Annotated in this window: 17 protein-coding genes; 10 read left to right on the forward strand and 7 right to left on the reverse strand. The window is 73.2% G+C overall.

Annotation, left to right across the window (positions count from 1 at the left end; all coding sequences use genetic code 11):
- Positions 1-57: 57 nt before the first annotated feature.
- The 3 genes from erm to ACFWJ8_RS10430 all read right to left on the reverse strand — a co-directional run bounded on the left by erm (position 58) and on the right by ACFWJ8_RS10430 (position 1,830).
- Entirely contained in the window at positions 58-840 is a 783-nt protein-coding gene (gene erm, locus ACFWJ8_RS10420; protein ID WP_378811133.1) for a 23S ribosomal RNA methyltransferase Erm, read from the reverse strand.
- Between the two features lie 232 nt (positions 841-1,072).
- On the reverse strand, positions 1,073-1,468 hold the full coding sequence (locus ACFWJ8_RS10425; protein ID WP_378811135.1) for a nitroreductase family deazaflavin-dependent oxidoreductase: 396 nt from the start codon (positions 1,466-1,468) through the stop codon (positions 1,073-1,075).
- Positions 1,468-1,830, reverse strand: coding sequence for a winged helix-turn-helix transcriptional regulator (locus ACFWJ8_RS10430; protein ID WP_378811137.1), 363 nt, complete (start codon positions 1,828-1,830; stop codon positions 1,468-1,470). The genes ACFWJ8_RS10425 and ACFWJ8_RS10430 overlap by 1 nt, the downstream gene beginning before the upstream one ends.
- 110 nt (positions 1,831-1,940) lie before the next feature.
- On the opposite strand from ACFWJ8_RS10430, the gene ACFWJ8_RS10435 reads away from it, so the two are divergent.
- Complete coding sequence (locus ACFWJ8_RS10435) at positions 1,941-2,816, forward strand: SDR family oxidoreductase (RefSeq protein WP_378811139.1); 876 nt, start codon at positions 1,941-1,943, stop codon at positions 2,814-2,816.
- A gap of 83 nt (positions 2,817-2,899) precedes the next feature.
- On the opposite strand, the gene ACFWJ8_RS10440 is transcribed toward ACFWJ8_RS10435, so the two are convergent.
- On the reverse strand, positions 2,900-3,301 hold the full coding sequence (locus ACFWJ8_RS10440; protein ID WP_378811141.1) for a PPOX class F420-dependent oxidoreductase: 402 nt from the start codon (positions 3,299-3,301) through the stop codon (positions 2,900-2,902).
- Positions 3,302-3,374: 73 nt separating this feature from the next.
- On the opposite strand from ACFWJ8_RS10440, the gene ACFWJ8_RS10445 reads away from it, so the two are divergent.
- Positions 3,375-3,950 carry a DUF2510 domain-containing protein gene (locus ACFWJ8_RS10445; protein WP_378811143.1) on the forward strand — a complete coding sequence of 192 codons (576 nt, stop codon included), beginning with the start codon at positions 3,375-3,377 and terminating at the stop codon, positions 3,948-3,950.
- Between the two features lie 7 nt (positions 3,951-3,957).
- Here ACFWJ8_RS10445 and ACFWJ8_RS10450 read toward each other — a convergent pair whose 3' ends face one another.
- Entirely contained in the window at positions 3,958-4,695 is a 738-nt protein-coding gene (locus ACFWJ8_RS10450; RefSeq protein WP_378811144.1) for an NUDIX hydrolase, read from the reverse strand.
- Between the two features lie 172 nt (positions 4,696-4,867).
- On the opposite strand from ACFWJ8_RS10450, the gene ACFWJ8_RS10455 reads away from it, so the two are divergent.
- Entirely contained in the window at positions 4,868-6,508 is a 1,641-nt protein-coding gene (locus ACFWJ8_RS10455) for an FAD-dependent oxidoreductase (protein WP_378811145.1), read from the forward strand.
- 16 nt (positions 6,509-6,524) lie between these two features.
- Here ACFWJ8_RS10455 and ACFWJ8_RS10460 read toward each other — a convergent pair whose 3' ends face one another.
- Entirely contained in the window at positions 6,525-7,820 is a 1,296-nt protein-coding gene (locus tag ACFWJ8_RS10460) for a M18 family aminopeptidase (RefSeq protein ID WP_378811326.1), read from the reverse strand.
- 254 nt (positions 7,821-8,074) lie between these two features.
- On the opposite strand from ACFWJ8_RS10460, the gene ACFWJ8_RS10465 reads away from it, so the two are divergent.
- From ACFWJ8_RS10465 to ACFWJ8_RS10495, 7 genes are all read left to right on the forward strand, one after another.
- A complete protein-coding gene (locus ACFWJ8_RS10465) occupies positions 8,075-9,043 on the forward strand; it encodes a lytic transglycosylase domain-containing protein (protein ID WP_378811146.1) in 969 nt (322 codons plus the stop codon).
- Positions 9,044-9,114: 71 nt separating this feature from the next.
- Positions 9,115-9,792 (forward strand): response regulator transcription factor, encoded by a 678-nt coding sequence (locus ACFWJ8_RS10470; RefSeq protein ID WP_378811148.1) that lies wholly within the window; start codon positions 9,115-9,117, stop codon positions 9,790-9,792.
- A gap of 5 nt (positions 9,793-9,797) precedes the next feature.
- Positions 9,798-10,817: a sensor histidine kinase gene (locus ACFWJ8_RS10475; RefSeq protein WP_378811149.1), complete on the forward strand. Its 1,020-nt coding sequence runs from the start codon at positions 9,798-9,800 to the stop codon at positions 10,815-10,817.
- Between the two features lie 90 nt (positions 10,818-10,907).
- Positions 10,908-11,423 (forward strand): hypothetical protein, encoded by a 516-nt coding sequence (locus ACFWJ8_RS10480; protein ID WP_378811151.1) that lies wholly within the window; start codon positions 10,908-10,910, stop codon positions 11,421-11,423.
- A 28-nt stretch (positions 11,424-11,451) separates the two neighbouring features.
- The gene (locus ACFWJ8_RS10485) at positions 11,452-12,858 is read left to right on the forward strand and encodes a ferric reductase-like transmembrane domain-containing protein (protein WP_378811153.1); all 1,407 of its coding nucleotides are present in this window, start codon (positions 11,452-11,454) and stop codon (positions 12,856-12,858) included.
- Positions 12,859-12,878: 20 nt separating this feature from the next.
- Positions 12,879-13,385: an FMN-binding protein gene (locus tag ACFWJ8_RS10490; protein WP_378811155.1), complete on the forward strand. Its 507-nt coding sequence runs from the start codon at positions 12,879-12,881 to the stop codon at positions 13,383-13,385.
- The gene (locus tag ACFWJ8_RS10495; RefSeq protein WP_378811156.1) at positions 13,382-14,182 is read left to right on the forward strand and encodes an FAD:protein FMN transferase; all 801 of its coding nucleotides are present in this window, start codon (positions 13,382-13,384) and stop codon (positions 14,180-14,182) included. The genes ACFWJ8_RS10490 and ACFWJ8_RS10495 overlap by 4 nt, the downstream gene beginning before the upstream one ends.
- Before the next feature lies 1 nt (position 14,183).
- Here the strand turns inward: ACFWJ8_RS10495 and ACFWJ8_RS10500 are convergent, their stop codons facing one another.
- Complete coding sequence (locus tag ACFWJ8_RS10500) at positions 14,184-14,528, reverse strand: DUF2200 domain-containing protein (protein ID WP_378811157.1); 345 nt, start codon at positions 14,526-14,528, stop codon at positions 14,184-14,186.
- Positions 14,529-14,532: the final 4 nt, after the last annotated feature.

Here is a 14,532-nt window from a genome sequence, read left to right on the forward strand (position 1 = left end):
GAACGTGGATGCCGGCACGCCATCCTCCCAGCGGCGGCCGCCGCCGCGCCACCGGCGTCAGGCGCCGCGGCGCGGCCCGGCCGCTGCCTCGTGCCACAGGGCCGCCCACTGCTCGGGGCGCAGATCCCGCGGCAGCCGGTCGGGCGCGATGCCGACGCGGGCCACGAGACTGCGTGCCTGGCCCTTCGTCATGCCCTGGCTGTGCTGCAGCAGCGCGGGCAGACCGCTCCCCCGCGCCGTGAACATCGCCTGCACGAACCGCTCATAGCGGCCGCGGTCGCGCGGATCGACCAGCGGCGTCGGCCGGCGGTCGATGCGCAGCACTCCGCCGTCGACGCTCGGCATCGGCGCGAAATGCCGTGCCGGCACGCGGCCGTGCAGCGTGAACGCGAACCATGGCGCCGCCTGCGCGGTCATCAGGGTACCGCCGCCGACGCCGGCGCGCTTGCGCGCGACCTCCCACTGGGTGAGGAGGATCGCGTGCTGCCAGCATCCACGGGCCAGCAGCCGCCGCAGGATCGGCGTGGTCACGTGGTACGGCACGTTGCCGACCACGACGGGGCTGTCGAGCGGATGCCGCAGGGCGTCGGCGTGCTCGATGCCGACGTGCGGCAGCCGTCGCCGCAGCGCCCGGACGCGGTGCTCGTCGAGGTCGATGGCGACGAGATCGCGACCGAGCCGGGCGAGCGGCGCGGTCAGCGCGCCGTCGCCGGCCCCGATCTCCAGGATGGGGCCGCGCGTGTTGGCGACGAGGTCGACGATCCCCTGGATCGTCGGGCGGTGGATGAGGAAGTTCTGGCCGAGTTCGTGTCGGCCGCCGTGGGCAGAACGGTGTCGCATGGGAGCGCTCCGGAGAAGAAGGTGGAGCACCCGGCAGGCACGCCTGCATCGATCGGCCACCGAGGGGCCGAGAGGGGCGCGTGACCGGATGCGTGGGCTTCCGGATGACGGCGCGCTTCCGCGTGTCGCGAGGGCGCCGTCAGGCGCGGCGGTCGCGGACGAAGAACGGGCACGCCATCATCGGCGCGCTCTTGATCATTCCCATGCGCCCCACCCTACTCGGTGAGCCGCGTCAGCTGCGACGGAGCACGAGGGCCGCCGGCATCCGGCGCACGACGAAGCGGAAGAACGGCTTGGCCAGGGCAGCAGCCTCGGCTCCCTCCACGATGCGCGGCGCGGTCGTGGCGACCTCGTCGCCCCGCCACGTGAGCACAGCGCCTCCGGCGGCGACGACGTTGCGCGCCCAGTTCGTGTGCGCACCCCAGGGCAGCCCGATGAGGATCGTCGCGCGATCGGTCGTCGGCACGACGGCGATCGGCGTCGCGTAGGCGGTGCCGCTGCGGCGCCCGCGGTGGTGCACCACGGCCCACAGCGGGAACCACCGGCGGCCGGCGAGGGCGTTCGCGACCGGCGCGAACGCCCGCTGCGCGGCGCGCGGCGGGCCGGGTACGCGGTCGGGCTCGGGCATCAGCGGTCCACGATGTCGCGCGCGTGGACGCCGATCCACGCCATGAGCGGCATCATCCGCTCCATCAGATCGTCGCCGAGCGCCGTCAGGGAGTACTCGACGCGAGGCGGCACCTCGGGGTATGAGGTCCGCGCGACGAAGCCGTCCTTCTCCAGGGTCCGCAGCGTCGAGGCGAGCATCTTCTCGCTGATGCCGTCGACGCGGCGGCGCAGCTCTCCCCAGCGGCTCGTGCCCTCGGTGAGCGCCATCAGCACCAGCACGCCCCACTTGCTCATGACGTGGTCGAGCACGACGCGCGTCGGACATGCCTCGTCGAAGGCTCCGGGAACTTCAGCCCGGATTTCCGCAAAACTCACCACCACGTGGGTACCTTACCTCAAAGTGGGTACCTACGGTTCGGAATGTTCCGGTTCGCGCGCGACGTTGCCGTCGGTGAGCGCGCGACGCGTGGCTCCCCACCGAAAGGACTCCCATGACCATCCTCGTCACCGCCGCCGGCGGACAGCTCGGCCACCTCGTCATCGACGCGCTCCTGGACCGCGGCGTCGCACCGGGCGACATCGTCGCCGGAGCCCGCACCACCTCCAAGGTCGCCGACCTCGAGGACCGCGGCATCCGCGTCGTCGCACTCGACTACACCGTGCCCGAGACCGTCTCCGCCGCCCTCGACGGCGTCGACGCGGTCCTGCTCATCTCGGGCTCGGAGCCCGGCAAGCGGTACGAGGGCCACAAGAACGTGATCGACGCGGCTGCGGCTGCAGGCGTCGCGAAGCTCGTCTACACGAGCCTCGCGCACGCCGACGCCATCGACTTCGTGCTCGCCCCCGAGCACAAGGCGACCGAGGAGTACCTCGCCGCGAGCGACGTGCCCGCCGTGGTGCTGCGCAACAACTGGTACACCGAGAACTACACCCCCGACGCCCTGCGCGCCGCCGAGACCGGCGTGATCGCCGCCTCGGTGGCCGACGGCCTCGTCGCCGCCGCCTCACGTGCGGACTACGCCGAGGCGGCTGCGGTCGTGCTCCTCGAAGACGGCCACCTCGGCAGCACGTACGAGCTGTCGGGCGACACCGCGGTGTCGTACGCCGACCTCGCCGCGGCCGCCGCCGAGGCCCTCGGCCGCGATGTCGCCTACGTGCCGGTGTCGCGCGAGCAGTTCGAGGCCGCGCTGGCCGAGGCGGGACTCGACGAGGGCACCGTCGGGTTCGTCGCCGAGATGGAGGACGGCATCGCCCGCGGCGTGCTCGCCGACGCCGACCCGACGCTGGCGCGCCTCATCGGGCGTCCGACCACGCCCGTCGCCGACGGCCTGCGCGCCGCCGTCGCCGCCGCGCGCGTCGACGCCTGACACACCCACCCCTGACACGCGGAAGGGGAGGGATGCCGCGAGCCGCGGCATCCCTCCCCTCCTGTCGTTCGTGCGCGGTGCCGCTACTGCGCCGTCGCCCGCTCCACCGACATCACGAGGATCACGCGGTCGGCCTTGTCGCGCGGAGGCGTCGTGCTGGGGTTGCCGTAGCGGTTCTGCAGGCGCACGTAGAACTCGCCCTCGGGGTCGGGGATCACGTCGACCAGACGGCCCGCGACCTCCACGTAGTGGAAGGGTTGCTCCGGGTCGATGATCGACAGCGCCATCGAGGGGTTGTGCTGCAGGTTGCGGTACTTCTGGCGGTAGTTGGTGTGCGTGAAGCGGACCTGGTCGCCGTCGACCTCGAACCACATCGGATTCACCTGCGCGGTGTCGTTGGGCCGGATCGTGCCGAGGTGCCCGTACACGGGCAGCTCCAGCAGGTGGCGGCGGTCGGCGGGGACGAGTTCGTCGATCGAAGGCATGGCCCCAGTCTGCCGTGGCCGCGACAGGGTGGGGCCGATACCGGCGATCCGCGTCACGAACTACCCTCGGACCATGGCGACGCAGCCCGCACCCGGGTGGTATGACGACGGCACCGGCAAGCAGCGCTGGTGGGACGGCACGCACTGGACCGACCAGTACATAGATCTGCGCGAGGCCGACATCGAGCTGCGGACGGATGCCGGTCCCACCGGCAGCGGCCCGGCACAGGCCGGCTGGTACGACGACGGGCGCGGCCGCACCCGTCGGTGGGACGGCCGGCAGTGGACGCGTGAGGTGCGGTACAGCGGTCAGCAGCAGGAGTTCGCGGGCATCGTCGTCGACGGACGCTGGATCCACTTCGGAGACCTGAGTCAGCCGGTGAGCGAGGTCGCGGCATCCGCCGACTCGGGCGATGCGCTGCTGCGGCGCCCCGAGTTCACGAAGGCCGCGGTCGAGCGTCGCATGTTCGGTCGCGCCGGTCCGATTACCCCTCGGAGCCTCAACCGCACGGTCGACAGGTCCACGGCACACCTCGTGATCGCGGGATCCCAAGTGTGGGTGGCGCCGTTCCCTCCCGCGCACGACACCGAGGCACGCCGCTTCGTCACCTGGGTGAACAGCAGCGCGGAGCACTACCGCTACCGCTGAGCGGTCGTCAGGCGGGCAGGACGAGCGGCAGCTCGCGCTCGTCGTCCCACGGCTCGCTCCAGCCGAGGCGATCGAAGAGGGCGTCGAGCACCATTCCCGTGAACCCCCACACGAGGTGCTCGCCGGTCGCGTGACGCACGAGGAATCCCGGACCCCGCCACTCCTGGCCATCGCGGCGGATCACCGTGACGCCCCGGTTGGCGGGGTCGAGCAGGTCTGCCACGGGCGCGCGGAACACGTCGGCCGACTCGGCTTCGTCGACCACCCGGACGGGTGAGGGATGCCGCCACCATGCCAGCACCGGGGTCACCAGGTGCTGCGAGAACGCGAGCGGGATGTCGGCCAGCTCGCCCAGCACGTCGACGCCTGCCGGATCGAGCCCCGTCTCCTCGCGAGCCTCGCGCAGCGCCGCGCCGACGGGTCCGTCATCGCCCGGATCGATGCGTCCGCCCGGGAACGCCACCTGGCCCGGGTGCGCGCGCAGCGTCGTCGCCCGCGAGAGGAGCAGTACGTCGAGGTCGCGCGACACCGCCCGAGCCTGCGCGTCGTGGTCGCTGGGGAGGGCATCGAGCACCCCGAACAGCACGAGCACGGCGGCCGGGCGTGCATCGTCCGGCGACGGCAGATCCAGCAGCGGCCCCGACCCGGTCGCCGAGCCGTCGGCCAGCGCCGCGAGGGCGGCACGCGCACCGAGCGCGTCCCGGCCGCGCGCGGGTCCGGCGTGCGGCGTGGTCGGCTGTGGCATCCGTTCAGGCTACGCCCCACCGCCGACGCCGCGGCGGTCGCGGCGCGGCGTCGGGATGCCGACCCCGCATCATCTGTTGACCGGCGGCACGCGCGGCCGCTACCTTCGGCCCGTGGCGCGCTGCGCCGCCGGGCGCCCGGCGCCCTGTGTGCCTGCGCTGCTGGGGAGCCGCATGATCACCGTCGACGAGCTTCGCACGCTCCACGTCTTCGCCGCAGTGCCCGACGCGGCCCTCGCGTACCTGGCCGGTGCCGTCGAGGACATCCGGCTCGTGCCGGGTGAGTACTTCGCGCACGAGGGCGACGACCGGTCGCTGTTCATCGTCGTGGAGGGACGCGCCGAGATCACCAAGGTGGTCGGCGGCGACGAGCGCGTGATCGGCACACGCAGGCCCGGTCAGTTCTTCGGCGAAGTGCCGATGACGCTCAGCACGCCGTTCCCGGCGAGCGGCCGCGCCGGCGAGCCCACCCGGGTGCTCAAGCTCGCACCGGCGGTGTACTACTCGCTCGCGGCACTGGCCCCGTCGGTGCCCGATCGGGTCGCCGCCCTGGCGCGACGGTATCTGGACTCGCTGCAGACGATGGCCGCCGAGCAGCACGAGAACGACGTGCGCCTGATCCATCCGCGCCGAAGCGCCCGCGCGCACCGGGTGATCGGGTTCCTCACGCGCAACCAGATCGATTTCGACCGCGTGCCCCTCGACGCCGACGTCGCCCTCGACGACGCGCAGTACCCGGTGCTCGAATTCTCCGACGGCGCCCGGCTGGAGAACCCGACGATGCGGCAGATCGCCGAGGCGGTGCACCTCGACGTCGTGCCGGCGGACGACCACTACGACGTCGTGATCCTCGGCGCCGGCCCCGCCGGGCTCACCGCTGCCGTCAACGCCGCAGCCGAGGGTCTGCGGACCCTGGTCATCGAGACCTTCGCACCGGGAGGCCAGGCGGGCACGTCCACCCGGATCGAGAACTACACCGGGTTCCCGTTCGGCATCTCCGGCGACGACCTCGCCAGCCGCGCTTTCAAGCAGGCGAAGCGGCTCGGGGCGGAGGTCGTGGTGACTCGCACAGTGGAGGGGCTGGACCCGGCGACACGTGAGCTCACGCTCGACGGCGGCGACGTCGTGCGCGCCGATGTCGTCGTGCTGGCCACCGGAGTCGTGTGGCGCACGCTTCCCGTGGACGGCGTCGACCGGTTCCTGGGGAGCGGGGTCTACTACGGCGCCGCCCGCAGCGACTCGGCCGTGGCGCAGGGCGCCGAGGTCTGCATCGTCGGCGCCGGCAACTCGGCCGGACAGGCGGCGCTCTTCTTCAGCCGTCACGCGCGCTCGGTCACGATGCTCGTGCGCGGCGAGTCGCTCGACGCCAGCATGTCGCGCTACCTCATCGACCAGATCGCGGCGATCCCCGCCATCCGCGTCGACACCCGCAGCGAGGTCGTCGCGCTGCACGGAGGCGACGGCCTCCGTGCAGCCGACATCGTCGACCGGCGCACCGGAGCCGTCGAGCGCCGCGACGTCGACGTGCTCTTCGTGATGATCGGCGCCGACGCCGAGACAGGATGGCTCCCGCCCGAGATCGCGCGTGACGCGCGCGGATTCATCCTCACCGGAGCGGACGCCGAAGCCTCGGGCGTGTGGCCGGACGGCCGGCGCCCGTTCGCGCTCGAGACGAGCGTGCCCGGCGTGTTCGCGATCGGCGACGTGCGGTCGGGCTCGGTGAAGCGCGTCGTCGCGGGGGTCGGCGAGGGCGGCGCCGCGATCGCGTTCACGCACCAGTTCCTCGCGCTGGACCGCCCCGAACCGCGCGAGTGATGCGGCGCGACCGGTCTCAGCCGCGGAAGAACGTCTCGGCGACGCGGGTGAGGTCCCACAGGTCGCTCACGCCGGCGAGCTCGCGCGCCGAGTGCATCGAGAGGATCGGGATGCCGACGTCCACGGTGCGGATGCCCAGACGCGTCGCCGTGATCGGACCGATCGTCGACCCGCACGGCACCGCGTTGTTCGAGACGAACTCCTGGCTCGTGACGCCGGCGGCGGCGCACCAGCCGTTCCACGCGGCCGCGCCGGGCGCGTCGGTCGCGTAGCGCTGGTTCGCATTGATCTTGAGGATCGGCCCCGAGCCGAGCACCGGCTGTACGACGGGGTCGTGCTTGTCGGCGTAGTTGGGGTGCACCGAGTGCCCGACGTCGCTGGACACGCACCACGATGCGGCCAGGGCGCGCAGCTGCTGCTCGCGGTCTGCGCCGAGCGACAGCCAGAGCCGCTCGAGCACGTCCGAGAGGAACGGTCCGGCGGCGCCCGAGCGGGTGCCCGAGCCGACCTCTTCGTGGTCGAACACCGCCAGCATCGCGATGTGCGCGGCATCGTGGCCGTCAGCGGACCGCTCCAGCGCGGCCACACCGGCGTGCACGGAGGCGAGGTCGTCGAGGCGGCCCGAGGCGAAGAACACGTCGTCGAGGCCGAACCGCGCCCCGGGAGCGGCGTCGGCGGTGACGATGTCGTACCCGCGGATGCGCGCCGCATCGATGCCGGCCTCGCGCGCGAGCACGGCGAGCAGGTCTGCCGAGTCGGCGTCGCCGAGGCCCCACACCGGCTGCGTCTGCGACTGCTTGTCGAGAGCGAGACGGTCGTTCACCTCGCGGTCGAGGTGGATCGCCAGCTGTGGCAGCCGCAGCAGCGGGCCCGTCGCGGTCAGAGCCGTGGTGCCGTCGTCGAGCACCAGGCGCCCCGCCAGGCGCAGCTCGCGATCGAGCCACGAGTTCAGCAGCGGACCGCCGTAGACTTCGACGCCTGCCTGCAGCCAGCCCAGCCGGCCGGTCGTCGGCTTGGGCTTGAGCTTGAAGCCGGGCGAGTCGCTGTGCGCACCGAAGATCCGCACCGGCGTCGATGCCTTCGCACCTGCCGGCACGACCCACGCGATCGCCGCACCGTCGCGCACCACGACGAACCTGCCGCCGGCGGGAGCCGGCCAGCCTTCCTCCTCCTCGAGCCGCGTGAACCCCGCCTCTTCGAGGCGGCGGGCCACCTCCGACGCGGCGTGGAAGCTCGACGGCGAAGCCGCGACGAAGGCGGCGAGATCGTCGGCGTGGGCGGCGGCGGATGCGGCTGCGGCGGGGGCGGTCAAAGGCACGGTGTGGCCTCCTCAGTCGGGTGCGGACGGTGTTTCGATCGTAGTTCGGAGGGGGTTCCCAGGCTTCCCGCATGTCGATACCTGGCCTCTTGATCTGGCCTTTTCGGAAGAACCGCTCACATGTAACGTTCAGGTAACGCACCGGAACCGTCCAGAAAGGCTCGGAAGACTCGGGGACTTGTGTCCGCCCGAACGGTCACGACGCGCCTCCCGATGGCGCACATCGCTGATACGGAACCCGGTTTTTCATGCGCACCCATACGACCTTCCTGCCCGCCCGCCGCACGCTCCGCCGTGCCGAACGCCGCCTTCGGCGCCGCCCCGTGCTGATCGTCGCGACCCTCGCACTGGGCCTCGTCGCCACCGCCGGGTTCACCACCGCGGCCCCCGCGTCGCTGGCGTCGGCCTCCGGTTCGCAGCCGGACTTCGCCCTGGCCTCGTACTCCACGCCGATCACCGCCGACATCGCGGGCGCGGACGCCCCCGCCAGCGCCGACGACGCCGTCACCGCCGCCACGGCCGCCATGACCGCCGCCTCGACCGTCACGTCCGACATCGCCGCGTCGGGCCTCGACGTCGGTACGCCCGACACCACGGTCGACACCACCGAGCTGCAGACCGCGGTCGAGCAGCTGCAGCGTGCGCAGACCCTCCCGGCGCTGTACGCCGGCGACTTCACCGCGAGCGTGACCACCCTCACCGCGTCCGTGAGCGAGCAGGCCGCCGGTCTGCGCGGCAAGCTCGACGCCGCGGTCGCGCTGAAGGCGCAGCAGGAGGCGGAGGCGAAGGCCCGCGCCGAGGCCGAGGCCGCCGCCGCGGCCGCCGCGAAGGCCGCGCAGGCCGCCGCCGCCACCCCGAAGAAGTCGGGCGGCTCGTCGGCCGCCCCCGCGCCCTCGTACGCGGCGAGCGGCACCAGCGCCGGTGAGGCGCAGGCGACCGCCCGTGCGATGATCGCCGGCTACGGCTGGGGCGACGACCAGTTCGCGTGCCTCGTGTCGCTGTGGAACCGCGAGTCGGGCTGGCGCTACAACGCCGGCAACGCGAGCGGCGCATACGGCATCCCGCAGGCGCTCCCCGGCAGCAAGATGGCCTCGGCCGGCGCCGACTGGGCGACGAACCCCGCAACCCAGATCGCATGGGGCCTGGGCTACATCTCGGGCCGCTACGGCACGCCGTGCGGCGCGTGGGGCCACTCGCAGTCGACCGGCTGGTACTGACACAGAAGTCTCATAGGCGCTCCATAGGAGCAACCCGCTTCGTTCGGAGGGGACACGTCCACACTGAGGGCGTGTCCCCTTCGTCGTCCCCGTCCGCCGTTCCCCGGCTGCTCTACGTCGAGGATGAGAGCGAGATCGCCGGGATCGTCGTCGAACTGCTCGGCGACGAGTACCGCATCGACCACGCGTCCAGCGGCGAGGAGGGCCTGCGCCTGGCGCTCGGCCGCCGGTACGACGTCATGGTGGTGGACCGGCGGCTGCCGGGGCTGTCGGGCGTCGAGCTGGTCGACGCCGTGCGGACCGCACGCATCGCGACCCCGGCGCTCATGCTCACGGCGCTCGGCACCGTCGAGGACCGCGTGAGCGGACTGGACGCGGGCGCCGACGACTACCTCGTGAAGCCGTTCGACGTCGACGAGCTGCGCGCTCGCCTGCGGGCGCTGCGGCGCGGACGCGGCGCCGGCGACCGTCGCGAGCTCGGCGACTGGGTGTTCACCCCCGCCTCGCAGGCGCTGTACTCCCCGGCCGACGGCCGCATCGCGCTCACGCAGGTCGAGACGGAGCTGCTCGAGCTGCTGACGTCGAGCCCCGAGCACGTCTTCACGCGCGACGAGATCCTCGAGAGCGTCTTCCCCGGCGGCTCCGCCACGACCGTCGACACCTACGTGCATTACATCCGCCGCAAGTCCACGCCCGAGATCATCGAGACGGTGCGCGCCCGCGGCTATCGCGCCGGTGAGCCGCGATGAGAAGAGTGGATGCCGCCACCGCCGCCGACCGCCGGCGCGTGCAGCAGGCGGCCGTGCGAACGGGCCTGTGGGTGGGCGCCGCCTCCGCGGCGGTGGTCGCGATCGTGACGACCGTGATCGTGTCGGTGATGCTGGCCACGGCGCGCCCCGAGCATCGCCCGCCGCGCGGGTTCGACGGTGAGGGCGGCGGCCCCGGGCCGCAGGTCGTCGACGTCGACGACGTCGTGCCCGTGGCGATCCTCGTGGGGCTGCTCGGGGTCGTCGCGCTCGGCTTGATCGCCTGGTACGTCTCACGGCGCGCGGCGCAGCCGCTGGCCGACGCCCTCGAGGTGCAGCGCCGGTTCGTCGCCGACGCGAGTCACGAGCTGCGCACGCCGCTCACCACCCTGACCGCCCGCATCCAGCTCGCGCAGCACCGCGCCGATCGCGGCGGCGACGTGGACGCCGTGCTCGGGCAGCTGCGGCACGACGCCGCGGTGATGGATGCCGTCCTCACCGATCTCCTCGTCAGCGCCGAGTCCGCCGGTGCCCGCGCCGGCGACGCATCGTCGACGGCGCCCGTCGTCGATGCGGCACGCGCCGCGATCGCCGTCATCGAGCCCCGCGCCGCCGAACGCGGCGTATCGCTGGTGGCCGAGGCATCCCCCTCGCTCGAAGCGGCGGTCGACGGCACGTCGCTGACGCGCGCCCTCATCGCGCTGCTCGACAACGCGGTGCGCTACTCGCCGCCGGGCTCGGTCATCGCGGTGCGCGCGCGCGTCGCGGGCCGCCGCGTCGAGATCCGCGTGTCGGACCAGGGCACCGGGATCGCCGGGATCGACCCGGCGCGGCTGTTCGAGCGGTTCTCACGCTCGGACGACGCTCCCGACGCCGACGGGCGCCGCGGATTCGGGCTCGGGCTCGCGCTCGTGAGCGACATCGCGACGCGGTTCGGCGGGTCCGTGCGGATCGAGGCCACGTCGGCCGCGGGCACGACGTTCCTGCTCGACCTGCCTGAGGGCGGACGTCCCGCGTCGTCGCGCTGAGCCTGGGCGTCTCATCCGCCGAACCTATGAGGATGCCCAGATCGCCGGACTCTTTGCGTCGTCTTGGAACCGCCGCGGGAAGGTGTGGTCATGTCCGACAGCAACCCTGACAGCACTCCGGCCGCGAACGTGCCTCCGGCCCCCACGGCGGAGCCCGCGGCAGCGACGGCGCCCACCGCGGCCACCACTCCCCTGCCTCCGCAGCCGCCGACGCCCGGCGTCGCCGCGCCCGTCGCGAGCGACCCGGCGTACGCCGCCGCCGCCGTCGCTCCCGGGCCGGCAGCACCCGCCTCCCCGAAGGCGCCGTTCCTGCGGCGCACGTGGGTCAAGATCACCGGCGCCGCGGTCGCCGCCGTCCTGCTCCTCGGCGGCGGCTTCGGCGCCGGTTGGGCCGCAGCGAGCACACGCGTGCCCGCGGGTCCCGCCGGCTGGAACCAGAACGGCGACATGCCCGGCTTCCCCGGCGACGACGACTCCGGCCGCCAGGGCGGCCCCGGCGGCGGCTTCCAGAACGGCGGCCCCGGCGGCGACCGCGACCAAGGCGGCGACCCGCGCGGCGACTCGGATTCCGATTCCGGCTCCGGCGCGGGCACCGACGGCTCCTGACCCGCACTGACCTCCCGAAGGAGCCGCCATGGCGACGATCGCACCCGCACCGGCCTCGCCGGCCCGCCCGTTCCTGCCGACGGGCGGCCGGCGCACGGCCGCATGGAACGCGGGTGCGATCGTCGTCGTGTGGCTCACGAGCCTGTTCGTCGCCGCACTGTGGGTGGGCGGCGGCGGGGTGGACGCGGTCCTCGCGGGCGGTGGGGAGGCGTTCTCGGCCGCCGGGCGCCTGTGCGGCCTCGTGGCGGCGAACCTGCTGCTGTACCAGGTGCTCCTGATGGCCCGCGTCCCCCTCTTCGAGCGCGGCTTCGGCCGTGACGCGCTCACGCGGATGCACCGTCTCGTGGGCTTCTGGTCGTTCTGGCTGATGCTGGCGCACATCGCGCTGCTCGTCACCGGCTACGCGGCGGTCGCCGGGATCAACCCGTTCGTGCAGCTGTGGGAGTTCGTGTGGGACTACCCCGGCATGCTGCTCGCGACCGCCGGCACGTTCCTCCTCATCGGGGTCACCGTGACCTCGATCCGTCGCGCGCGGCGCCGGATGCGGTACGAGTCGTGGCACCTGCTGCACCTCTACGGCTACGTCGGGGTCGGCCTCGCGCTGCCGCACCAGCTCTGGGCGGGAGCCGACTTCACCGCGACGCCGTGGGCCGCCGCCTACTGGTGGACGCTGTGGGCGGTCGCCGCCGCGGCGGTCCTGGCGTTCCGGATCGCCGTGCCCCTGGCACGTTCGTGGCGCCACGACCTGCGCGTCGCGGCCGTCGAGGACGACGGCTCGCACGGCGTGACGGTCCGCGTGCGCGGCGGCCGGTCGACGCCCGCCGCACACGGCGGCCAGTTCTTCGTGTGGCGCTTCCTCGACGGTCCGGGCTGGACGCGCGGGCACCCGTTCTCGCTGTCGGCGCGCCCCGGCGGCGAACTGCAGCTGTCGGCCCGCATCGTGGGCGACGGCAGCGCCCGGCTCGCCACGCTTCGGCCCGGGACGCGCGTGCTCGTCGAAGGGCCGTACGGCCGCATGACCGGCGCCGAGCGCCGAGGCGGCAAGCTGCTGCTGATCGGCGCCGGAGCAGGCGTCGCACCTCTCGTGTCGCTGCTGGAATCCGAGCCGTACGCGCCCGGCGATGCGACGCTCGTCACGCGCGACTCCTCACCCGAGTCCGCACTGCGCCGCCGCGCGATCGACGTGCTCGTGAGCGCCCGAGGCGTGCGCCACGTGCCCCTCGACGGGCCGCGGTCCGCGTCCGGGCCTTCGTGGCTCCCTGCGTCGCACGCCGCCTGGCGGGGCGCCGACGTGTTCCGGCATCTCGCGCCCGACCTCGACGCGTACGACGTGTTCGTGTGCGGACCTCCGGCATGGATGGATGCCGTCGTCCGCGACCTCCGTGCCGCCGGCGCCGCAGCCGCCCGCATCCACACCGAGTCGTTCGCCGTGTGAGACCCGATAAGGAGCCCGCGATGAAGAAGATCCTCTACGCCGTCCTGGCCACGGTCAGCGGCCTGGTGCTGCTGTTCAGCTACCGCACCTCGCACGTCGAGGCGACCGTGCCCGTGGCGGCCGACACCACGACGTCCGGCTCCTCGACCACCGGCTCCTCGACCACCGGCACCGGCACGACCGGCACCGGCACGACCGGCACCGCCGGTGCGGCGGCGGGTGCGGCATCCACCTCCTCCTCGGGGCTGCGCGACGGCACGTACACCGGCAGTGCGGCGAGCACCCGCTTCGGCCCGGTGCAGGTGCAGATCACGGTGTCGGGCGGCACGATCACCGACGTGCAGGTGCCCGAGTACCCGTCCACGAACCCGCGCGACCGGCAGATCAACGAACGGGCGCTGCCGACGCTGGTCTCCGAGACGACGGACGCGCAGTCCGCCGACATCGACATGGTGTCGGGTGCCACGTACACCAGCCGGGGGTACCTGACGTCGCTGCAGAGCGCGATCGACCAGGCGAGCTCATGACCAGGGCGCCGCGGCGTCATGTCGAGGTCGCGCAGATCATGGGCACGGCGGTCAGCGTCCACGCGGTGGGCGATCCGGACCGTGCGGTCTTCGAGCGGGCGACGGCGGCGTGCTTCGACGAGCTGCGCGAAGCCGACCGCGTCTTCTCGCCGTACCGGGACGATTCCGACATCCTGCGGATCGCACGCGGCGAGCTGGCGATGAGGGATGCCTCACCGTGGGTGGCAGAGGTCGCGGAGGCATGCGCGCAGGCGGAGTCCGACACCGGGGGCCTCTTCACCGCCTGGTGGTCCGGGGTGTTCGACCCGACGGGGTATGTGAAGGGCTGGGCCGTGGAGCGCGCCGCGCGCCGCCACCTGGCACCTCTCGCCGACAGCCCCGGTGTGATCGCCGCGGGCATCAACGCCGGCGGCGACCTGCAGCTGTTCACCGCGCCCGGCGCGGACTGGACGTGGAACGTCGCCGTCGTCGATCCCGCCGACAGGTCCCGCGTGCTCGCGACCGTCCCGGTGCGCGACGGTGCCGTCGCGACCTCGGGCACGGCGGAGCGCGGCACGCACCTCGTCGACCCGCGATCCGGTCACCCCGCCGTCGGCGGGGTGGCGTCCGCGACCGTCGTCGCGGCAGGCCTCGCACACGCCGACGTGTGGGCGACCGCGGCCGTCGTCGCGGGGTTCGACGACCTCGGCTGGATCCCCCGAGCCGGGCCGACCGCCGGCATCCTCGTCGCCGGCGACGGTCGCGTGCGGCGCTGGCTCGACGGCGTCGAGATCGAGGCGGTCGCGGCGACCTGGTGAGTCAGGCGCTGCGGAGGATCTTCGCCATCGCCTTGCCGCGGGCGAGCTCGTCGACCAGCTTGTCCATGTAGCGGATCTTCTGCATCAGCGGATCCTCGATCTGCTCGACCCGCATACCGCAGATCACGCCGGTGATGAGCGACGCATCGGGGTTCAGGTCGGCATCGTCGAAGAAGTCCTCGAGCGTCGTGTGCTCCTCGATGTGCCGCGCGAGCTCGGCGTCGTCGAAGCCCGTCAGCCACTCGATGACCGCGTCGAGCTCCTCCGTCGTGCGCCCCTTCTTCTCCACCTTCGTGACGTACAGCGGGTACACCGAGGCGAAGGGCAGCGAGTAGATCCGGTGCATGCCT

Source organism: Microbacterium sp. NPDC058389, assembly GCF_042722305.1.
GTDB lineage: Bacteria > Actinomycetota > Actinomycetes > Actinomycetales > Microbacteriaceae > Microbacterium.